The organism is Mesorhizobium sp. CO1-1-11 (assembly GCF_020164995.1).
Taxonomy (GTDB): domain Bacteria; phylum Pseudomonadota; class Alphaproteobacteria; order Rhizobiales; family Rhizobiaceae; genus Mesorhizobium; species Mesorhizobium australicum.
This window is the reverse complement of the sequence record NZ_JAIUHE010000032.1, coordinates 17,022-38,266: the sequence shown is the minus strand read 5'-3', so window position 1 is coordinate 38,266 and position 21,245 is coordinate 17,022. Positions and strand designations below refer to the sequence as shown.

Genomic DNA, 21,245 nt, shown 5'->3' with positions numbered 1-21,245 from the left:
AGACGATCAGCTTACTTCGCCGCTGCTTCGGCCTGCAGCGCCTTCAGGTCCCAGCAGCTGTCGGGCTTGAGGTCGGCCTTGGTCGTCGCCTTCTCCAGCGTGTAGATGTAGGTGTGGGAGGTGCCGGCTGGCTGGCCGCTCTGCAGCAGGAATTTGATGATGGCGTTCATGTCGCCCGATTGGCGGGCAAGATCGGTCATCACCACGGCGCCGTAGGTGCCGTCGTTCAGCTTGTCGCAATCGGCCGCCTTTTCGCCGCCGCCGGTGGTGACCAAAAACACCTTGCCGTCGAGCTTGGCGTCGCGGATCGCGGCCGACGCGCCGGTGGCATCGCCATCCCAGAAGTCGATGATCGAGCAGATGTCCGGGTTCTGCTGCAGCATGGTCGTGGTCACGTTGCGCGAGGTCGTCGCATCCCAGTTGGAATCGGGCTTGGCCACGACCTTGAAGTCGGGATGCTTGTCCAGCACCTTCATGATGCCGGCATATTGGTAAAGGCTGGAGGAGTTGGCCTGGTCGCCCTGCACCAGCCCGATCTTCTTGGACGAGTTCTCGCCGCAGCCCTTGATCGCGGCTTCCGCCTCGAGCTGGCCGAGCCGGTCCCAGTCGCTGCCGACGAAAGCATCGGCGGGAAAATTCGCCGGATTGTCGACCAGGATCACATAGGTGCCGGCGGCCTGCGCCTTCTTCATAAGCTTGGAATAGGAGTTGAGGTCCGGCGCATGGATGATCAGCACATCAGGTCTGGTGTCGGACGAGATCGCGTCGGTGATCGCCTGCGCGCCGGCATCGACGACCCAGTTGGGATCGCGCGTTTCGAACGTGCCGCCCCAGGCTTCGACCTCCTTCTTCAGATAATGCGCCCAGCCCTGCGCCAGGTCGAAGCCCATCGCCAGCGGCACCAGCATGACGCGCTTGCCTTTCAGCGCTTGTGCATAGGCAGCGGGGCCTGGATCGTCGGCGGCAAAGGTCGGCGCCACGAAGGCGGTGACGGCCAGCGCCGTGGCCGCCGCCATGAGTGTTCTGATCAGTTTCATGTCTCATCCTCTGGTTCGGTTTTCATTGCCGGCCGATCGTCCCGATCGGACCGGGTACCCCAGAGCAAGATGGGCTAGCCCATCTGCTCTAAATGTCACCTTGTTGCGCGGTCTGTTCGTCGCGCGGATTGATGATGCCGTCGACGATGATGGCGCCGAGCAGGATCGCCGCCTTGATCAGGTTCTGGTAGAGCAGCGGAATGTCGATGATGGTCATGGCGTTGAGCAGGATGCCGATCAGCGCGGCGCCGACCAGCACATTGCGCACCCCGCCCCGCCCGCCCGACAGCCCGATGCCGCCGATCACCGCCACCAGCACAATGTCGTAAAGCAGCGTCGAATTGACGACACGCGTGTTGATCGAATGCAGGCTGGCCGCGGTCAAAAGGCCGGCGATCAGGGCGACGAATGCCGAGAGCACGTAACGCAGGACCAGCATCGGCCGCACCGGAATGCCGATATTGCGCGCCGCGACCGGATTGTCGCCGGCGAAATAGATGTAGCGGCCCCATTTGGTGTAGCGCAGGAACAGGAAGAACAGGAAGGCGAGCCCGGCGAAGACGAACACCTCGATCGGGACGTCGAGAAAGCGCAGACCGCCGAGCAGTTCCACCCAATGGCCCTGCGGCACTGGCACGGCGTCTTGCGTGATCAATTGCGAACGGACATAGCCGAAGACGAAGGAGCCGGTCGCCAACGTGACGAAGATCGCCGGCACATCGGCGTAGGCGACGAGAAAGCCGTTGAGCAGGCCGATGGCGAGCACGCCGGCCAGCACATAGGCGAAGGCGAGCCCGTCCGGCGTTCCGCTGTTGAGCAGTTGCAGGTACCAGGCAACCGACATGGCCATGATCGCAACCGCCGACAGGTCGATGCCGCGGCCGATGATGACGACAGCCATGCCCAGCGCCAGTATACCCAGCACCGAGACGGAGCGGATAATGGCGACCAGATTGTTGGCATCGATGAAGCCTGGCAGGCCTATAGCCGCGGCAACGAACAGCACCACCGCTATGGCAAAGACAATGCCTTCCTGATTCAGGCTTCTGAAGTTCAGCCAGCCGGCCATGTTCATTGTCTGCTTTCACCCCGGTGGCAGCGCTGCCACCCCTGGAGAGAAAGCTAATCGGCTCAACGCCGCTTCGTCAAATGAATCCGCGTTCAAAACGTGGGCTGGCGATGAGATTCGCAAAGTGGACGCATTGATTGCCGAATCTGGCGCAATGCCCGGAAACTCCTGCACTTTTGGCCATTGTTTGCGCCGCCTCGGCGCTTGGCGAAGCACAACACCAAGGCGAAAGGCGAAGACGGAATTTAACCCTGCGATCTGGCGGAAAATTCGATTTCAGTTCCCGGCAACATGGCCGGAGACCTCGGCGCCGGCACCTCTCGGCAACACCAGGAAACGAAACGACGCCACCAGCCCGATAATGCCGATCAGCAGGAAGGCTGCTCGAAAATCGACGAGGTCGAGCGCCGGCCGGTCTCTCGCGATCTGCGACAGGTTGAGGATCGCCGCCGCCACCGCGACGCCGAACAGCATCGCCACTTGCTGCAGCATCGAGGACAAGGTCGCCGCGGAGCTACGCTGCGCGGCGGCGATATCGGCGAAGGCCAGCGTGTTGAGCGCGGTGAACTGCATCGAGCGCGACAGGCCGGCGATCAGCATCAGCGCCATCACCAGCGGCTGCGGCGTCTGCGGCGAGATCGCCGCGCAGGCCATGATCGACACCGAGGCGATGATGCCGTTGACGACCATCACCGAGCGGAAGCCGAAGCGACGCAGCGTCGGCGTCGTCACCGTCTTCATGCCGAGATTGCCGAGGAAATAGGCCAGGATCATCATGCCGGCATCGACGGGCGATAGGCCGAAGCCGACCTGGAACAGCAGCGGCAAAAGGAACGGCGTGGCGTTGATCGCCACCCGGAAGATGGTGCCGGCCGCAAGCGTCGAGATGGCGAAGGTCTGCACCTTGAATGAGGAGAGGTCGAGCAGCGGATGCGGCGCGCGGCGCAGATGCCGCACCGCTAGACAGCCGACGAGGATCCCCGCCGCGATCAGCCCCACCGTAGGCAAGGCCCCATCCTCCGGATGCGCGATGCGCTCAAGGCCATAGAGCAGGCAGGCGAGCCCCAGCGACGTCAGGAAAAACCCCGGCCAGTCGAGCGGCTTGGGATCGGCTTCACGATCACCCGGTATGAAGCGGGCGACCAACACCAGCCCGATCGCGCCGAGCGGGATGTTGATGAAGAAATTCCAGTGCCAGGACAGATAGGTGGTGATGAAACCGCCAAGCACCGGGCCGACCACGGGCGCGAAGAGCGCCGGCCAGGTGATAAGCGCCGTGGCGTTGAGCAATTCGGATTTCGACGCGTTGCGCAGGACCAGGATGCGGCCGACCGGCGTCATCAAGGCGCTGCCCAGGCCCTGCACGGCACGGGCAACGACGAATTCGGTCAAATTTCCAGAGAAGCCGCAGGCGAGCGACGCCAGCGTGAACAGCGCGATGGCTGCGAGGAAGATGTTACGCGCGCCGAACCGGTCGGCGAGCCACCCCGACAGCGGCACGAACACGGCCATGGTCAGCATGTAGACGGTGATGCCGATGCTCATCGCCACCGCCGGCACGCCGAAGGAAGCGCCCATCTGCGGCAGCGACGTCGAGATGATCGTCGAATCCAGCAGTTGCATGAAGAAGGCGATGGCGACGATCAGCGCCACGCGCCGCGAATTCGTGGCTGTCTCGGGCAAGGCTTCATTTTCGGGAATGGCCGTCATGTCGGGTCGGTTTCAACAACATTTAGCCAACTGCGTCCAGAGATGGACCAACAAACTTTCGTGTCGTATCGCCGCCTGTTATGGAATGAATGGGCCTCGGTCTTAAACAACAGGAACCGTGCGCGCATGAAGCCTATCTATATCGACTACCTCAACGCCCTCGACATCGAAGCGCTTGCCATGGCCGATGGCGAGATCATCGACGCCGTCGAGGCCGGGCTCGTTGCGCAAGGCAAGGGCCAGACGGTGATCGAGCCGCGTGTCCACCTCGAACCCGACCCATCCTTCCACGGCCATTTCAATGTCTTGCGCGGCTACGTCGCGCCGCTCGATACGGCCGGCGTGAAAATCGTTGGCGACTATGTCGACAACTATCTTCACGGCCTGCCCTCGGAATTCGGCATCCTCAATTTGTTCGATCCACGCACCGGCACGCCGCGCGCCATTCTCGACGCCACGGTCATCACCGACATGCGCACCGGCGCCGTCACCGCCATCGGCGCCAAGCACCTGGCGCGCAACAACGCGAAGGTGCTCGCCCATATCGGCGCGCGCGGCACCGCGTACTGGAATGTGCGCCTGCTCGACCATCTCTTCGATTTCGATGAGATCCGCGTCCATTCGCGTCGCCCAGAAAGCCGCGATGGCTTTGCCGCAAAACTCTCCGCCGACCTCGGCAAGCCCGTCACCGCGGTCGCCGACTGGGAGAGTTGCGTCAAGGGCGCCGACATCGTAGTCGAAGCCTCGCGCCTGCCCGAGCCGCAGCCGCTGCTGAAGACAGAATGGATCAAGCCGGGCGCGCTTGTCGTTCCCTATGGCACGATGAGCGCCGTGGAGCTGTCGCTGACCGACATCATGCAGAAGATGGTCGTCGACGACTGGGGCCAGTGCAAGGGCGGCAAGTTCGGCTCGCTGCGTGCGCATGTCGAGACCGGGCGACTGAGCGAGACGACGCTGCATGCCGAACTCGGCCAGATCGCCGCTGGCCTCAGGCCGGGACGGCAGAGCGACGACGAAACCATCCTCTTCTGGCATCGCGGCCTGTCGCTGTCCGACATTGCGCTCGGCAAGGCGATGCTGGCCAAGGCGCAGGCGCAAGGCATCGGCCAAAGGCTGCGCTTCGCATGAGCGCGCTCGTCCTCACCGGGGCCGGCGTCAGTGTCGACGATGTCGCCGCCGTCGCCCGCGAGGCACGCAAGGTGGAGATCGGAGCCAATGTCATCGGCAGGCTGGAGAAGGCGCGAAAGGTGCTCGACCAGGCGGCGGCCTCCGGCCAGCAGATCTACGGCTTGAACACCGGGCTCGGCGCCAATCTTCGCACATCGGTCGAGGGTGACGCCAGCGCCTTCCAGCGCCAGCTACTCGAGGGCCGCAGCGGGGCGGTCGGCGAAGCGCTGCCCGTCGAGGCCGTGCGCGCCACCATGCTTGCCCGTCTGACAATGTTGTCGGCCGGTGGCTCCGGCCTGTCGCCCGCCGTGTTCGTTGCCTTGATCGAAGTCCTCAACGCCGGCGTCCATCCAGTGATGCCGTCGCTCGGCTCGATTGGCGCCGGCGACCTGGTGTTGATGACCGCGATCGCCCGCCTGCTGATCGGCGAAGGTGAAGCCGATTATCAGGGAAGGCGCATGCCAGCGGTCAAGGCACTGATGATGGCCCGCCTCGGCCCCATCGGCCTGGCGCCCAAGGATGGACTGTCGCTGATCAACGCTTCCGCCGTCTCCGCCGGCGGCGGCGCGCTTGCGGTCACGGACGCGCTGTCGGCTCTTGCCCAGCAGCACCAGGCCGGCGCGCTGACCATGGAAGGTTTCGGCGCCAACCGCACCATCCTGGACCCCCGCCTGCACATGGCGCGGCCCGCCGCCGGCCAGCAGGCAGCCGCCAAGGCGCTGCATGATCTTCTCGCCCGCGACGAAGCGCCCGCGCCCACCACCATACAGGACCCGCTGTCGATCCGCTGCATGCCCTCGATCCATGGCGCGCTGATCGAGGCGATCGGCCAGGCAAGACGCGCCGTCGAGACCGAACTCAATGCCGCCGCCGACAACCCGCTGGTTCTGAGCGACGACGAGCTGGTGCTGTCGACCGGCAACTTTCACACCGCTTCGCTGGCGCTCGCCTTCGAGACGCTAAGCCTGGCAATCGCTCAATGTGCGGCCGCCAGTGCCGCCCGCTTCATCCAGCTCACCGGCCCGGGCCGCAACGGCCTGCCCAAATACCTGTCGCCGGTCGGTGGCGCCTCGGCCGGTTTGGTGCCGCTGCAAAAAACGGTGACGTCGATCCTGGCTGCCATCCGCCACAAGGCCAATCCGGTGATGCTCGATTTCCTGCCGGTTTCGGAAGGCGTGGAGGATCACGCCACGCAGACGCCGCTGGTGGTTTCGAAATGCGCCGACATGATCGCGCTGTGGCGGCGGCTGATCGCCTTCGAACTGATGGCCGCCGCCCAGGCCGTGGATATGCGTCAAGGGTTGACGCCGGCGCCACGCACCGCAGCGGTTCAAACAGCCGTGCGCGGGCTCGTCCCAACCCTGAAGGAAGACAGGCCTCTCGGCATCTACGCCGAAGCACTCTACGCCGCGCTGACCGGCGGCACATGGCAGGCCTTATGCCGTTTCTGACATGCCATCAATATGCCGACGAAGGGTCATCAGAAAATTTTTTATTTGGGTAGAGATGCTTCTTCTGCCACTTCAGCCCATAAAACAGTGTTCCATGTATTCCGTTGACTTCAGTTTTCTTTTGTCGACCCTTATTTAAGGAATCCTGAAATCGTCTGCCTCTCTTACTTCCAACGCGCTTAAAGAAATCTTCAATGAATTCTATATCCTGACCGTTCGGAAACATCAATTCAAAGTCCTCATCCGACACTGCATAGATATTATACGCCGAATTGATGGCTCCATCGATCAATTGAACATTTTTCATTGACGCATTGCTCCCGAAAAATCGTGTGGCTCGGCCACAGGATACCAGCAAGCGACCTTACGACTGGCCTACCTTGTCCAGAAACAGCTTTAGCTCGGCTGGGTCCATATGCACGATGTGCCTGTCCTCGGGATAGGCGCCGCTGTTGACGTCGGCGACATATTCGGAAAATGCCGCCACCCGCTCCGCCTGAAGCCGATCGTATTCGGCGGCGAAATTGCGGTAGATCTTCGAGTGGCGCGGCATGTGGCCACGGTTCTGGCCAAGAATGTCGTCGGCGAACAGATATTGCGCGTCGCAGCCGGTACCCGCGCCCATCGACAGCATGATCAGCGAGGTGCGCTCCGAGATCGCCTTCGCCACCTCGACTGGTACCACCTCGATCTCAGCGCCGATCGCACCGGCAGCCTCCAGTTGCTTGACCGCTTCGAACACCTGCATCGCCGTATCGGCGGACTTGCCAACCGCCTTGAAGCCGCCGGTCCAGGTCGCGCGGGAAGGAATGAGGCCGACATGGCCTATGACGGGAATGGCATCGTCCGCCATCCTCTTGATGGTGGCGTAGCCCGCGCTGCAATAGACCGCGTCGGCGCCGGCCTTGTAGAGCCGGAAGGCCCAGCGCACGAAATCATCCGCGGTGCCGATCTCGAAGAAATTGTCGCCCGGCATGGTGAACAGGCTGGGCGCGGCATCGCGGTAGCGCGGGTTGAGCACCAGTTCGGGCGGCACCGAGACGATGTCGACCCCTGCCCGTTCGGCGGCCTCGGCCTCGTCCAGCGTCAGCACGCGCAGCATGGTCAGTTGACGCTTGCCCTTCATGGCGCGCAAATCGGCGACGGTCGGTCTCTTTCGGCTCATTAAAGCGTTCCCCTCTATTGCTTGCCGTCGCGGTGCCGGATCGGTTGATCATGCAGCGCTTCAGATCTGGATCATCACCTTGCCAGCTTCGATCTTCACCGGATAGGTCGCGAGATTGACGCAGACCGGCGCGCCCTTGGCCTGGCCGGTCTTATAGTTGAAGCGGCCATTGTGCTTGGGGCATTCGATGATGTCGTCCATGACAAGCCCGTCGGCCAGATGCGCCTTCTCATGCGTGCAAAAACCATCGGTGGCGAAGAACTCGTCATCCGGCGAGCGATAGATCGCGAAGGTCCGCCCACCATGGTCGAAGCGGATGACATCCTCTTCCTCGACATCGTCCACCGCGCACGCTTCAACCCAATCGGCCATCTCTATCTCCCGCGGACATTCGCGGTCGCTACTCGGCCGCCGCCGACATATCGACCTGATGGAACTCACCGCGATACGGCCTGGCCGTCGGCGGCAATTCGCGCTTGAGGTAATAGTCCTCGTATTTCAGCTGCCTGAGCAGGACCGGCCAGACCTCGCGGTAGGCGTGCCACATGGACGGATTGGGCTTCGGCAGATCGTGCTTGATCAGTTCATGCAGCCTGGGCAGCGCGTGATACGGCACCATCGGGAACATGTGGTGCTCCACATGGTAATTCATGTTCCAGTAGATGAACCGGCTGATCGGGTTCATGTAGACGGTGCGCGTGTTCAGCCGATGGTCGACGACATTGTCGGCGAGCCCGATATGCTGCAGCAGGCCAGTCGTCACCATGTGCCAGGTGCCGTAGAGGCGCGGCAGGCCGATCAGCACCAGCGGTATCCATGACCTCAGCGCGATCGCGAGGGCGATCGTCGCCACATAGATCGCGACATGCCACCGGGCCGCGACCACGGCCTTATGCTGTTCCATCTCGGGGATATAGCTCTTCTCTTCGTCGGATAGCGTGCCGAATGCCTGCCGCACCAGCGTCGGCAGCGAATAGCGAAAGTCGAGAATGCCGGTGAAGGCGAGCGCCGCCTTCAACAGGTCCGGCGGACGCATGACCGCGATCTCGGCGTCGCGGCCGACGATGATGGTGTCGGTGTGGTGGCGGGCATGGCTCCAGCGCCATTGCACGGGATTGCGCATCAGCATGAACGAGGCGATGTGGTAGACGACATCGTTCATCCAGCGCGTGCGAAAAGCCGTGCCGTGGCCGCACTCGTGCCAGCGCGAGTCGCTCGACGAGCCGTAGAGCACGCCATAGACGAACAGGAACGGCACCACCCACCACGAACCCCAGAACCAGACGATACCCACGGCCGAACCCAGGATCGCGACGATCCAGATGATGGTGTCGCGGATCGCCGGGCCGTCGGAACGCTGCATCAGTTCCTTCATCGCCTTGCGCGGCACGTCGGTGTGGTACCACTCGGCCGAGGCAAGCCCGGTCTCGATCGCCGTTCTGGTACTTTCGCCGACCAGGCTGTAGTCGCGCTTTTTCGCCATCGTCGTCAAATTGGCCTCCAATCGTCGCGCAGCGCTGGCAATCCGGTCCGCCGGCCGGAGGGCTTGCTTTGAATAAATGTCGCGCTCATGTCCTGCCGGCCAGTCTTGGAAAATTTTCTGAAGGCTGAGGATAATCCTGCTCGGGCTGCCGGGCGATATCCGCGATCCTGGCTTCGGCGCCAGCGATTTCCTCTTTGCCGTCGAGGACGCAGAACACCGCGTCATAGGCCCGGCTTTCGCCATGCTCCAGCCAGATCATCTCGCCGCGCTCGCGGGCGGCGAGATCGCCGAGCACATGGTGGGTCGATGGCTCTATCCCCAGCGCGTACTGCCCGGCCTGGAAATTCTGCCATTGGTAGGCACACGGCAACTGGTCCTTGCGGGTCGCCACTTCGAAGCCGAGACCGAGCCGGTCGTTGACGACGGCCACCGGAACCTCGCCATGGGCGTCGGCGGCCATTTCGTGCTGCCAGACCTGCTCCCTGAAGTGCCGTTGCGGTGCCGGCGCCGTGCGATAGCCGACACTCTGCGCCTCGTAGCGCTCGCCGGCATGGCTGGCCCACACGACGTCGCGGATCGGCGCCAGATAACGGGAGCCTTCGTCGAGCAAGGGATGGCTGACATTGACATGGTAGAAATACATATGCGGGGTGCGGTTGAAGCCGTGGTTGACGACACGGTCCGAAAGCCGGATCTCGTTACCCCCGACATCGGCTTCGATGCGGCGAGTGAGATGCAGATCCTCGCCAAACACCGCCGACTGCTGCACGATGCCTTCTGCCCACAGCACGCAGCGGTCGCCCTCCCAGCGCTCGCCATAGCCGGTCAGCCGCGCCGGGATGGTACCGACACGACCATGCAGCGAATGAAGCACCGTCTTCTTCCCCGGATAGTTGTAGCTCTCGGCCGGCACTTCTTCCCGCCCCAGAATGTGGTCGAGGCCGCAGGTGACGAGCAGGCCCGAGAAGGACCGCGCCCAGGCCAGCCCCGCTTCCCCTTCATAGTCGTGCAAGCCCGGATGGCGAAAGCCGCTCGGCGAATGCCAGCCGATCGCCTGGCCCTTGAAGTCGCAATCGGCGATGTCGAGCGCCCGGTCGACGAGCGCGGTGAAGCGCAGGCCCGAGCCGGTGCGGAATTCGAGCATGCGGATGCCGCGCTCCAACCCGTCGCCGAGCGTCATCAGCCGCACGCCCGCGAATTGCGACAGCTGGCCTGACCGCTCGGCCACTTGCCGGCGCGACAGCGTCTTGCCGTATAGCTCTACCATGCGACGCCCTTCACTTTGCCCTCGCCTCCTTGAGCAAGGCCGACATGTCGGCGCCGGTGATGATGCTTTCCACGGTCAGGAGGTCGGTGTCGGCGACCGTCTGTTCGGCGACGATCTCGCCGCGCCGCATCACGACGATGCGGTCGGCGACCTGGAAGACATGGTGGATGTTGTGGGTGATGAGCAGCACCGAATGGCCGGCGTCGCGTACCTCCTTGACGAAACGCAGCACACCGTGGGTTTCCTCGACGCCGAGATTGTTGGTCGGCTCGTCGAGAATGATCACCTTGGCGGCGAACTGCATGGCGCGCGAGATGGCGATCGACTGCCGCTCGCCGCCCGACAGCGTCGAGACCAGCGCATCGGCGTCGAGTTTCTTCGAGATGCCGACGCGCTTGAGGAGTTCGGAAGCGGCTTTGCGCAGCTTCGCGAGATCGAGCGGCGCGAACACGCCGAGCCAGCCGAAATTGACCGGCTCGCGGCCGAGGAAAAGATTGCGCGCGATGCTGAGATCAGGCGCCAGTGAGGTGTCCTGATGGATGGTCTCGATGCCGAGGTCCATCGCATCCCGGGTCGAGCGGATCGAAACCTTTTCGCCGCGTACAAAGATGTCGCCACGATCGACAGGGAAGACACCCGAGATCGCCTTGATCAGCGTCGATTTTCCGGCGCCGTTGTCGCCCAGCAGAGCCACCACCTCGCCTTCCCGCAGTGTCAGCGATGCGTTCTTCAGCGCGCGCACGCTGCCGAAGGACTTTTGCAGCTTCTGCAGCCGAAGTACTTCTTGCACCATCGTCAGCCCCTTGCGGCGTTCTTCTGCAGCAAAGCGTGCAGGATGAGCATGGCGAGGATGATGAGGCCGACAAAGATGTTGTAGGCGAGCCCCGGCACGCCGATCAGTACGATGCCGTTGCGGATGGCGCGCAGCATCAGCGCGCCGACGATGGTGCCGAGGATGGTGCCGCGTCCGCCGGTCAGCGCCGTGCCGCCCACCACCACCATGGCGATCACTTCCAGCTCGTAGCCGGTGCCGGCCACCGGTGAGGCGGCCGAGATGCGGAAGGCACTGATCATGCCAGCAAGGCCGGCCAGCACCGAGGTCGCGATGAACAGCCATATCTTGACCGTATCGGCCGGCACGCCTCGCGCCACCGCCGCGTTGCGATTGGAGCCGATGGCGCTGATCCAGTTGCCGAGCTTGGCGTAACGCAGGATGTAGATGGCAAACAGCGAGAGGCCGATGAACCACCACAGCGAGGTGTAGAAGCGAAACGAGCCGATGTTGAAGCTGCCGGCGAGCAGCGTCACGAAGAAGCCGGGCTGGTCCCAGGATTTCAGCGGAAAGCCTTGCGTGATGTAAAGCGCTGCCCCGCGTACGACGAGCAACATCGACAGCGTCACCAGGAAGGAGGAGATGCCGATCTTGGTGACGATCAGCCCGTTGATCGCGCCGATCGCGATACAAAGCAGCAGCCCGGCCAGAAGCGCGACACCTATATCCACCCCGCCATTTTGCACCAGCAGCATCACCACCACCGGCGCCAGCCCAAACACCGCGCCGACGGAAAGATCGAATTCGCCTGCCGTCAAAAGCAGCGTCATGCCGAGTGCGATGATGCCGAGCTCGGGCAGGAACGCCATCATGTTGGAGATGTTGAGCGGCGACAGGAAATTGGCGTCGGCGACCGCGAATACCGCCAGCAAAATGAGGAGGATGACGAAGGAGGAGAATTGCGGCGAGCGCAGCAGGCGCGATCTGCCTTTCACCCCCGGCACTTCGTCTTCTGCGGCAATTGTCATGACTGCTTGAACCATGCTTGAAAAGACGCCCGCCGCTTTTCCGGCGGGCGCTGTTTTTCTCATTTCTTGTCGTAAAGCTTCAGGATCGGGTCGACGCTGGAGGCGTCGTAGAGACCGAAAGTGTGGATGTCGTAGCCGATCGGCTCGCCTGACGCGGCAAGCCCGAGCAGCGCCACCGGCATGAAGCCTTGCGCAGAGGGATATTGCCAGGCGGCGGCATTGACGAAGCCGTCCTTGACGGCTTGTGCCGTCTCCTTCGAATTGCCCCAGCCGACGACGGGGATCTTGCCCGCCGGCACGCCGGCGCCATCGAACACGCGCTTGACGCTGGCGGCAACGGAATCGCCGAGCGCGATGATCGCCGGCGGATTGTTGGCGACCATGTAGTCGGTCATCTTGGCGATGATGCCAGCCGGATCGGTGCCGCAATCGACCACGTCATATTTGATCCCCAAGGGATCGAAAACGCTGGCGATGCCCTCGGTCTCGAGCTGCTGGTAACTGGCGCCGGGAACCTCGACCGGCAGGAAAACCTTGTCGCCCTGCTTCACCATCTTGTGGTCGACCAGATATTTGGCCCAGATGACACCCGCTTCTTTCAGGTCCGCGCCGACATAGGCCTGCCGCCCTGTCGCCGGATCGTCGGTGTTGAAGAACACGATCGGGATGCCAGCCGCCTTGGCTGCTTTCACCTCCTCCGTCCACAGGCCCGGCTGCGCCGACGTGGTGGCGATGCCGTCGGGCTTTGCGGCAAGCGCCGAGTTGAAGGCTTCCTTCTGCGCCGCCATGTCGCCGCCGCTGAAGGAAATCTTGCAGGTTACCTTGAGCTGGTCGCAGGCCTTGGTCGCACCGGCGTTCCAGTCGATCCAGAACGCATCCGACGGACCGCCATGCGACAAGAGATAGAAGGTCTTCTGGCCGTCCTGCGCCTGCGCCGCCGTGCCAAGGGCGACGCCGGCGAGCACTGTCGCGGCGGCCGCCAATTTCAATGCGAATTTCAACATTCTTTCCTCCCTTGTTTGAAGCCGCGCCGCCGTGCACTGGTGGCGCGGCTAGCCGTCACAGGCCGTTGGCGCGGAATTTCCCGTCGAGGAATGTCTTGGCGCGCGGCACGTCGTCTTCCGACAGATGCTCGATGATCACCGGTATGTTCGGATGCTTTTCGGCCAGCCGCTGGAGGTAGAGGTCGTAGTTCAGCGAGCCAAGGCCGGGCGCCGGCAGTTCGATTTCGCCAACCCCGCGGAACGTATGGCTTTCCATCGCGTCGGCATCGCCGATGTCGGCGTGCTTCTCCGACTTGTCATCGCCTGAGCGCTTGACGTCCTTGGCATGCGCTATTCTGATCTTGTCGGTCAGCGTGTCGAACACCTGGTTCAGGATCTGGTCCATCCGGTCGATGTTGTGCGTCTCGAAATAATTGGTCGGGTCCATCAGCAGGCCAAGGCCTGGATGGTCGACCTGCGCGAACATCTTCACCGTCTCCTCGACCGAGCCGACGACGTTGTTGACATAGGTTTCGAGCAGGAAGACCGCGCCATGGTCGTAAGCCGTCTGGGCAAGATCGGCGATGACCTTGCGGCATTCCTCAAAACCTTCCTCGGTCTTGTTCTTGGGGTGATGCACCCAGTCGGAGTCAGTGTTGTAGGTGCCGGTCTCCGAGATCACGTAAGGGCTGCCGAACTCGCGCGCATTGCGGATGATCTCCTTGAGATAACCGACGCGCTTGTCGCGCTCGGCCTTGTCGGGATGGATGATGTTGGTGTAGCCCGACACGCAGCAGACCGGCAAATTGTGGTCGCGGAAGACGTCGCGCACCTTCCTGGCCTTGTCCTTGGTGATCTGCCCGGCCGAGAGATCGACATCCCTGAAATGCAGGTCGAGTTGGACCGTGTTGAAACCGAGCCCGCGGATCTTCTTTGCCGTCTCTTCGAGGCCGTACGGGAAATAGCCCGTGAAAATACCTGCCTGCATCATGATCTTGAATTCCTCCCTGTAAGCGATTCAGTTGTCTGCGATTTTCAGTTGCCAGCGATTTTCAGCTGATTGCGTTTGTGGAGATTTCGGAAAGCTTGACCGTGCGGCCCGATGCCATCGAGCGATAGCCCGCCTCGACCAGCGCCATGGTCTTGACGTTGTCGGCAACGGTGAGCGCCGGCGGCGTACCGGTCTTCACGGCGTGCTGCAGCTGCTCCATCACGCCGATGAAGGCATGCGGGAACCACATCGTCTCCCAGCTTGGAGTGACCCACTCGCCGCCGGTCGTTTCGGAGGACGCATAGGTCAGCGTCGAGGCGGCACCCGTCGGCCAGCCGATCGTGCCCTTGGCAACGCCCTTGGTGCCGTCGACGCGCCAGTTGATGTGCTGGTCGTCCTTGTAGCCCTGCTGGCGCGGACCGGACCACACATCCTCCAGCGAGACAGCGAGCACACCCGACGGGAAGCGCAGCGTCGAGACGGTGATGCCGTCGGAATGGTCGAATGTCGTGCGCGGATCCTTGCGCGTCAGCGTCGTGATCTCATCGGGATCGCCAAACAGGAAGCGCAGCACGTCAAGGTGATGCACGCTCATATTGGCAAGCGTCAGCCGGTCGTAGCCCTGAAGGAAGGTCTGCCAGTGCGGAATGGCGTGCATGTCGATCTGCGCGAAGACGATGTCTCCCAGCGCGCCGCTGTCGATGATCTGCTTCAACACGCGCATCGACTGGTCGTAGCGCATGTTCTGGTTGACCGAGAGGATCTTGCCGGCCTTCGCCGCCTCGTCGCGCAGCTTGACGGCTTCCTCGACCGACAGGGCCAGCGGCTTTTGGGCCAGGATCGCCTTGATGTGCTTCTGCTTCAGCGCATGCCGGATCAGCGCCGGCTGCTGGTCCGGCGGAAACGCGAGGTCGATGATCTCGACATTGGCATCCTCGATCAGCTGTTCCGGGGTGTCGTGGACGGTCGGGATGCCCCAACGGTCGGCGACCTTTTGCGCATTCGCCTTGGTACGCGAGGCGATCGCCACGACCGGAAAACCGACCTCCTTGTAGGCGGCCAGATGGCATTCGGCCATGATCATGCCGGCGCCGACGCAGCCGATCCGATATTCCTTCGTGCGGACCTTCACGTCCGGCTCGAAGCCCTTGCCTGTCATGCCTTCCTCCCGAAATCCTGTCCTTGCGGCCGCATTCATCTTGCCAACGCGCCTCCGCCCTGTCCGAAATAATGCACGCGTGCCGGCTCGCAGGATATCGCCACCATCGCGTCCGGCCTGATGTCAGGCTGGCCGCGCAGCAAAGCCTTCAGCCGCGCTTGCCCGGCGGCGAGTGTCACCACGGTATAGCCGCCAAGCGGCTCGACCTCGAACACCCGCGCCGGGCGGCCGGGGCTCGCCTTCTCGGTGTCGCTCCAGGGTCTGACCTTGATATCCTCCGGCCTCAGCCCGATCTCGACGGCGTCGGCCGGAGCCGTGCGATCGGCGATGCTGATCGCGCCTTCGGCGGCCTCGATGCCGCCCTCGCCTTGAACGGATTTGAGGATGTTCATGACAGGCGAACCCAGCAGCCGCGCCACGTAGGTACTGGCCGGGCGATCGTAGATCTCGGCCGGCGCGCCGATCTGCCGGATCCTTCCGCTTTCCAGTATGGCGATGCGGTCGGCAATCGACATCGCCTCTTCCTGGTCGTGCGTGACATAGATCAGCGTCTTGCCGAGCTCGCGCTGGATGCGCTTCAGTTCGACGCGCGTTTCCTCGCGCAGCCGCGCGTCCAGCGCCGAGATCGGATCGTCCATCAGATAGGCGTTGGGGTCGCGCACCAGCGCGCGGGCGATCGCCACCCGCTGCCGCTCGCCGCCCGAAAGCTGTGCCGGCGGCTTGTGCAGGATATGGCCGATATGCAGCTTGGCCGCGACATCGGCGACGCGCCGTTTGATATCGACCTCGGCGACCCGGCGCTCGACCAGCGGGAAACGGACATTGTCGAGCGCGCTCATATGCGGGAACAGTGCCAGGTTCTGGAACACCATGGCGACGTTGCGCTCGGCTGGCGACACCGTGTTGACCGGCTTGCCACCGATGAGGATTTCGCCGGCATCCGGCGTCTCCAGCCCGAGCACCAGGCGCAGGATTGTCGACTTGCCCGACAGCGGCGGCCCGAAGAAGCAGAAGAACTCGTTGTCGGTGACAGTGAACGAGGCGTCGTCGACGGCGAGCGTCGTGCCGTAGCGTTTCGTGACATTGCGGAAGACGATGTCGGCCATGGCTCAACCCGCTCTCATGGCAAAGCCGCTAACGGCGTCGAAGACCCGCACTGACGACGCTGCGGGTGCGACGACCGCGGTTTGCCCTATCGACAGCCCGACATCATTGTCGAAGACCGCTTTCACGGCACCGTCGCCCTGGCCGAGGTGCACGATGGTGCGCGCGCCGATGCGCTCGACGAAAGTGACAGGCATGGCAAGCCCGCGTCCATTCTCCGCCAGGGTCACCTGTTCCGGCCGAAAGCCGTAGAGCACCTCGCCGCGTGCGCCACGCATGGCCGCCGCCAGCTCGTCCGGCAAGGGTGGCGTGATGCCCAGCGCCCCGAGATCGACGACCAGACCCCGGTCGCTCTCCGCAGGTCGGCCCTTGAGCAGGTTCATGCCCGGCGCGCCGATGAAGCGGGCGACGAAGACATTGGCCGGATTGTTGTAGACCTCGAGCGGCGTGCCGACCTGCTGCAGCACGCCGTGGTCCATGACCGCGATACGGTCGGCCATGGTCATGGCTTCCAGCTGGTCGTGCGTGACGTAGACCATGGTCTGCTTGAATTGGCGCTGCAGCTGTTTCAGCTCGGTGCGCATCACCGCGCGGAAGGCGGCATCGACATTGGACAGCGGCTCGTCGAGCAGAAAGATCGCCGGCTCCATGATTGCCGAGCGGCCGATCGCCACGCGCTGCAGTATGTTGACCGACAGCCGGTCGGCCTTGCGGTCTAGCAGCGGCGTCAGTTGCAGCAGCTCGGCAATCATGCCGACGCGACGGTCGATCTCGACCGTGGCGGCGCCACGCATCCTTGGCCCGTATGCAAGGTTCTGGCGCACCGTCATATGGGTGAAGATCGCGTAGTTCTGGAACACGAAGCCAACCCCGCGCCGGCCCATCGGCACGCCGGCCATGTCGCGCTCGCCAAACAGGATCTTGCCGCTGGTCGGCTCTTCCATTCCGGCAATCATGTTCATCGTCGTCGACTTGCCGCAGCCTGAAGGCCCCAGCAGAGCCATGAACTCGCCATCGGCGATGTCGAGGTCCATGGTCTTCAGCGCCGTGAAGTCGCCGAATGCCTTGGTGAGGTGCTTGAGTTGGATCGTGCTCATGCCGCCACCTGCCTTGCCCCCGCCATGCGCTTCATCGCGAACACGGCGACGATGGAGAGCACGACCAGAATGGCGAGCGCGATCGCCGCGACATAGCCCCAGATCAGGTCCTGCGTGGTGACCTTGTAGATATAAACGGAGATCGTTTCGGTAGCGACGCCGGGGCCGCCGCCGGTCATGATGTACAGGGTGTCGAAGATCTTGAAGTTCTCGATCACCCTTATCGCCAGCGCGATGATGATGATCGTCTTCATCTTCGGCAGCACGATGGTGGTAAAGCGTTGCCAGGGATTGGCGCCGAGCAGCGTTGCCGCCTTGATCTGGTCCTCCGGCACACCGACGAGGCCGGCGAGCAGGATCAGGAACATCAGCGGCGTCCACTGCCAGATGTCGGCGATCATCACCGCGATCAGCGCCAGTGTCGGATCCGACAGCCAGGCAATGGTGACTTGCGTGCCCGTGATTGCCGACAGGATGTCGTTCACCGGGCCGCCGGACTGGAACAGCATGAAGAACATGTAGCCGGCCACCGCCGGCACCACCATCATCGGCATCAGCAGGATCGAATAGAAGATGCGCTTGCCCGGAAAATCGTCGGCGAACAGCGTCGCCAGCGCCAAGCCTAACAGGAATTCGGCCGGCACGCAGACGACCATCACGATGACCGTGCGCTTCAGCGCGCTCCAGAAGCGCGCGTCGGCGGCAAGGTCGGTGTAATTGGCGAAGCTGTTCCACATCTCCCAGGCGTTCCACCAGCCGAGGCCCGAGAGTGGCGACCAGTCGGTGACGCTGATGTAGAGCTGCATCAAGAGCGGAAAGGCCGAGATGAACAGCACCAGGATCTGCGCCGGCAAGGTCAGGCGAAAGCCCAGCCGCGTGCCTTCGTCGCGCAGCGCCGGCTTTGCGCGGGCCGCGTCCATCTCACCCTCCGAAATCGTCGCAACCACCGCGCTCATTGCTTGAGCGCTCCGAAAGTGAGCCCGCGCACCAGATGGCGCTGGATGGCGATGCCCATGATCACCGGCGGCACCGCCGCGATCAGCCCGAGTGCGGCCTTTGCGCCATAGAGCTGGCCGGTCATCGACGATGACAGCGAGGCCATGTAGACGGGGATCGTCACCCATTCGCGCGTCGTGAGCAGCAGCGCGATCAGATAGTCCGACCAGTTGAGGATGAAGACGAAGAGGGCAGCACTCGCCAACGGAGCGCGCATCATCGGCAAGGTGATGCGGGTGAAGACGCGCAGCCGCGAGCAACCCTCGACCAAGGCGGCCTCCTCGATCTCGCGCGGCATGTCGTCGAAGAAGGTCTTCATCAGCCAGAAAGCAAACGGCAGCGTGACGATGCCGTAGATCAGCGCCAGCCCCCACCAGCTGTCGGTGAAGTTGAGGAAGGCCCACATGATCATCACAGGGATCATGACGGCCATCGGCGGAAACAGCCTGAGCTGAATCAGCGCCAGCGGCAGGTTCTGGCCGGAGCCGAAGCGCGACAGGCCATAGGCGGCGGCTGTGCCGGCCGACATGGCGATCGCGGTGCCGAACACCGCCGACAGAAGCGACGACAGGATCGGCTTCAGCGCGGTGCGGTCGAGCGCGACGATCAGATTGTTGGTGGACTCGCCGAACACGAACTGGAAATTGCTGAGCGTCGGGTTCTTCGGCCACCATGTCAGGTCCGCACCCGTCGCCGACCATTCGGCGATCGGCTTGAAGGCCATCGACACCATCCACAGGATCGGCACCAGCGTGACGGCCATCGCCGCGAGGATCGCGGCGTAGCGGAATATCTGGAAGGGGACGGAACGCTTCATCTGGCTGCTTTTGTTGGTGGCGTCGGTTGCGGAGGGGAAGAGCAGATGCTCCTCCCCTCCGGCTTTGATCCAGGGAGATGGATCAGCTGATCGGATCGAGAACGGTCGGCCATGCCTCCTTGTTGGTCCTGATGGCTTCGAGCAATTTGTCCTCGCCAATGCGCCGGGCGATCTTTTTCCACTCGGCTTCCGTGTCGGCCATCGCCTGCTCCGACGTCTTGGCCTTGGTCAGCGAGGCCATCAGGTTTTCGTCCAGCGCGTTGTGGAAAGCGGTGGCACCGGGATAGTTGATGGTCGGCACCGTGCGGGCGACCGTCTCGCGCACCACGTCCATGTGATAGGCGTGGTAGGTCTGGCGCACCAGCGGATCGGAGAAATCCGAAAGCCGGAACGGATCGAGATAGCCGCCGGGGTTGGCGCTCATCCAGGCATAGATGCGGGCCGAGCCCAGCCATTGCAGCAGGAGATAGGCGACCTCCTGGTTTTTCGACTGCGACGAGACCATGCCGGTCAGTGAGAACCACAATACCGAGCGGCTGATCAGTTTGCCGTCGATCTCGCGGCCGGGCGGCAGCATCGTGCCGATCTTGCCGGTGACCTTGGAGTCCTTGTTGCCGGCATTGTCGAGGAATTTCGGCAGGTTGGAGAAGGCACAGGTCATCGCCGCGCCGCCCTTGGCGAAATTGCCGTACTGCTCCGGCCAGCCCCACGAGATCGCGTCCGGCGAATGATGGACCAGCGATTCGACATATTCGTTGGTGGCGGCGATGCCATGCTCGGAATTGATCAGCGGCTTGCCGTCGTCGCCGAACAGAAACTGGTTGGGCGAGGCCATCGACACATAGCGCTGATACCAGTTGGTGTAGCCCCAGCCCTGGTTGCGCAGGTCGGTGGAGCCGAAAAGGCCCTTGTCCGGACGCTGGAAGAAGGCGGCGATATCGCCGTGCTGCTTCCAGGTTTTCGGCGGCGCCAGATCGTAGCCGTATTTGTCCTTGAAGGCCTTCTTCTCGGCTTCGTCACCAAACAGATCGGTCCGATAGACCCAGGTTTGGAAGTCGCCGTCCAACGACACGCCATAGTTGGAGCCGCGATATTTGTTGAGCAGCGATACACCCTTGGCGCCGTCGACATAGCCGGTCTTGGGATCGTCCCATTCGGGTTTGTACTGGGCGACGAAGTCGTCGAGCTTGGCGATGCCGCCGGTCTCGGCGAGATCGCCAAGGCGATTCCACTCGGTCGAATAGATGTCGTAGGCCCCACCCTTGGTGGAGATGTCCTGCATGGTTTTGGTGAATTCCTGGCCGTTCGGCAGGCCGACGATCTCGATCGGGATCCCGGTTTCTTTTTCCCACAGCTCCTTGATCGACGGCGCCCCGGCCGGAAAAGGCTGGGTGAGCTGGCCGATCGAGCCGTCCGACAGGCCAAGCACGATCTTGGCCGGCGCCTTGCCGGCGCCCTTCAAAGCCTTGGCGGCCTCAATGGCGCGGCCCTCCGGTGTGTCGGGACCGTATTGATAACGTTCGGCTCCATCGAAGCCCGTCGGACCGCCGATCATGCCAGGCGCGAGCGCATCGGCGGCGAAGGCGCGGCCGGGACGAATGAATTGCGGAGCGATACCTGCAGCGGCCACGAACACCGCCGCCTTTCCTCCGGACGCCAGCAACCGGCGCCGCGAGATGCGGATCAGATCAGACATTGGAATTCCTCCCTCAGGCTCAATGTTTCCTCCACGAGCCCATGAGGGATATTGACGGCAGGATCGGAAGGCTGTCAACATCATTAATAATCAAAATACATCACAACGTCGCATAGAGGCGAGGAAATGCGTCATACCGAGGTTCATAGACCGCTCCGCATGCGTCGATTTGATGGGAAATGTGATCTCCCTTTCCGACACGATCGTGCCGGACGAGTTGATTTAGCTTGGCGGCTTGCGCATCGGCCAAGGC

20 protein-coding genes are annotated in these 21,245 nt (G+C 63.0%); 2 read left to right on the top strand and 18 right to left on the bottom strand.

The features are described from left to right. Window positions 1-11 precede the first annotated feature (11 nt). The 3 genes from LB554_RS27680 to LB554_RS27670 all read right to left on the bottom strand — a co-directional run bounded on the left by LB554_RS27680 (window position 12) and on the right by LB554_RS27670 (window position 3,816). Window positions 12-1,037 carry a sugar ABC transporter substrate-binding protein gene (locus LB554_RS27680; protein ID WP_015317085.1) on the bottom strand — a complete coding sequence of 342 codons (1,026 nt, stop codon included), beginning with the start codon at window positions 1,035-1,037 and terminating at the stop codon, window positions 12-14. Between the two features lie 88 nt (window positions 1,038-1,125). After that, a complete protein-coding gene (locus LB554_RS27675) occupies window positions 1,126-2,112 on the bottom strand; it encodes an ABC transporter permease (RefSeq protein WP_140790364.1) in 987 nt (328 codons plus the stop codon). A 270-nt stretch (window positions 2,113-2,382) separates the two neighbouring features. Next, the gene (locus tag LB554_RS27670; protein WP_140824148.1) at window positions 2,383-3,816 is read right to left on the bottom strand and encodes a DHA2 family efflux MFS transporter permease subunit; all 1,434 of its coding nucleotides are present in this window, start codon (window positions 3,814-3,816) and stop codon (window positions 2,383-2,385) included. Between the two features lie 126 nt (window positions 3,817-3,942). Between LB554_RS27670 and LB554_RS27665 the strand changes: the two genes are divergently transcribed. Continuing rightward, window positions 3,943-4,944 carry an ornithine cyclodeaminase family protein gene (locus LB554_RS27665; RefSeq protein ID WP_224587989.1) on the top strand — a complete coding sequence of 334 codons (1,002 nt, stop codon included), beginning with the start codon at window positions 3,943-3,945 and terminating at the stop codon, window positions 4,942-4,944. Beyond that, window positions 4,941-6,434: a histidine ammonia-lyase gene (hutH, locus tag LB554_RS27660; RefSeq protein WP_140725495.1), complete on the top strand. Its 1,494-nt coding sequence runs from the start codon at window positions 4,941-4,943 to the stop codon at window positions 6,432-6,434. Before LB554_RS27665 ends, hutH begins: the two co-directional genes overlap by 4 nt. Window positions 6,435-6,441: 7 nt before the next feature. Here the strand turns inward: hutH and LB554_RS27655 are convergent, their stop codons facing one another. The 15 genes from LB554_RS27655 to LB554_RS27585 form a co-directional block, all read right to left on the bottom strand. Continuing rightward, on the bottom strand, window positions 6,442-6,741 hold the full coding sequence (locus LB554_RS27655) for a hypothetical protein (protein WP_140725492.1): 300 nt from the start codon (window positions 6,739-6,741) through the stop codon (window positions 6,442-6,444). 57 nt (window positions 6,742-6,798) lie between these two features. Continuing rightward, window positions 6,799-7,599 carry a 3-methyl-2-oxobutanoate hydroxymethyltransferase gene (locus tag LB554_RS27650; RefSeq protein ID WP_140725489.1) on the bottom strand — a complete coding sequence of 267 codons (801 nt, stop codon included), beginning with the start codon at window positions 7,597-7,599 and terminating at the stop codon, window positions 6,799-6,801. A 60-nt stretch (window positions 7,600-7,659) separates the two neighbouring features. Next, entirely contained in the window at window positions 7,660-7,971 is a 312-nt protein-coding gene (locus LB554_RS27645; RefSeq protein ID WP_023769541.1) for a MocE family 2Fe-2S type ferredoxin, read from the bottom strand. 28 nt (window positions 7,972-7,999) lie between these two features. After that, window positions 8,000-9,082 carry a fatty acid desaturase family protein gene (locus LB554_RS27640; protein WP_224588004.1) on the bottom strand — a complete coding sequence of 361 codons (1,083 nt, stop codon included), beginning with the start codon at window positions 9,080-9,082 and terminating at the stop codon, window positions 8,000-8,002. An 85-nt stretch (window positions 9,083-9,167) separates the two neighbouring features. Continuing rightward, the gene (locus LB554_RS27635; protein WP_224587987.1) at window positions 9,168-10,349 is read right to left on the bottom strand and encodes an aldose 1-epimerase family protein; all 1,182 of its coding nucleotides are present in this window, start codon (window positions 10,347-10,349) and stop codon (window positions 9,168-9,170) included. Between the two features lie 10 nt (window positions 10,350-10,359). Further along, complete coding sequence (locus LB554_RS27630) at window positions 10,360-11,142, bottom strand: ATP-binding cassette domain-containing protein (RefSeq protein WP_015317076.1); 783 nt, start codon at window positions 11,140-11,142, stop codon at window positions 10,360-10,362. Window positions 11,143-11,144: 2 nt separating this feature from the next. After that, on the bottom strand, window positions 11,145-12,164 hold the full coding sequence (locus tag LB554_RS27625) for an ABC transporter permease (RefSeq protein WP_140725477.1): 1,020 nt from the start codon (window positions 12,162-12,164) through the stop codon (window positions 11,145-11,147). 44 nt (window positions 12,165-12,208) lie between these two features. Further along, window positions 12,209-13,153, bottom strand: coding sequence for a substrate-binding domain-containing protein (locus tag LB554_RS27620; protein ID WP_140620622.1), 945 nt, complete (start codon window positions 13,151-13,153; stop codon window positions 12,209-12,211). Between the two features lie 55 nt (window positions 13,154-13,208). Further along, window positions 13,209-14,123, bottom strand: coding sequence for a sugar phosphate isomerase/epimerase family protein (locus tag LB554_RS27615; RefSeq protein ID WP_224587985.1), 915 nt, complete (start codon window positions 14,121-14,123; stop codon window positions 13,209-13,211). Window positions 14,124-14,184: 61 nt separating this feature from the next. Further along, window positions 14,185-15,282, bottom strand: coding sequence for a Gfo/Idh/MocA family protein (locus tag LB554_RS27610; protein WP_224587983.1), 1,098 nt, complete (start codon window positions 15,280-15,282; stop codon window positions 14,185-14,187). Window positions 15,283-15,317: 35 nt separating this feature from the next. Then, window positions 15,318-16,388, bottom strand: a complete 1,071-nt coding sequence (locus tag LB554_RS27605; RefSeq protein WP_224587981.1) for an ABC transporter ATP-binding protein — start codon at window positions 16,386-16,388, stop codon at window positions 15,318-15,320. A gap of 3 nt (window positions 16,389-16,391) precedes the next feature. Then, on the bottom strand, window positions 16,392-17,483 hold the full coding sequence (locus LB554_RS27600; protein ID WP_224587979.1) for an ABC transporter ATP-binding protein: 1,092 nt from the start codon (window positions 17,481-17,483) through the stop codon (window positions 16,392-16,394). Then, window positions 17,480-18,439 carry a carbohydrate ABC transporter permease gene (locus LB554_RS27595; protein ID WP_224587975.1) on the bottom strand — a complete coding sequence of 320 codons (960 nt, stop codon included), beginning with the start codon at window positions 18,437-18,439 and terminating at the stop codon, window positions 17,480-17,482. The genes LB554_RS27600 and LB554_RS27595 overlap by 4 nt, the downstream gene beginning before the upstream one ends. Next, window positions 18,436-19,296 carry a carbohydrate ABC transporter permease gene (locus LB554_RS27590; protein WP_135882002.1) on the bottom strand — a complete coding sequence of 287 codons (861 nt, stop codon included), beginning with the start codon at window positions 19,294-19,296 and terminating at the stop codon, window positions 18,436-18,438. Before LB554_RS27590 ends, LB554_RS27595 begins: the two co-directional genes overlap by 4 nt. 82 nt (window positions 19,297-19,378) lie before the next feature. Beyond that, entirely contained in the window at window positions 19,379-20,992 is a 1,614-nt protein-coding gene (locus LB554_RS27585; RefSeq protein ID WP_140620628.1) for an extracellular solute-binding protein, read from the bottom strand. Window positions 20,993-21,245: the final 253 nt, after the last annotated feature.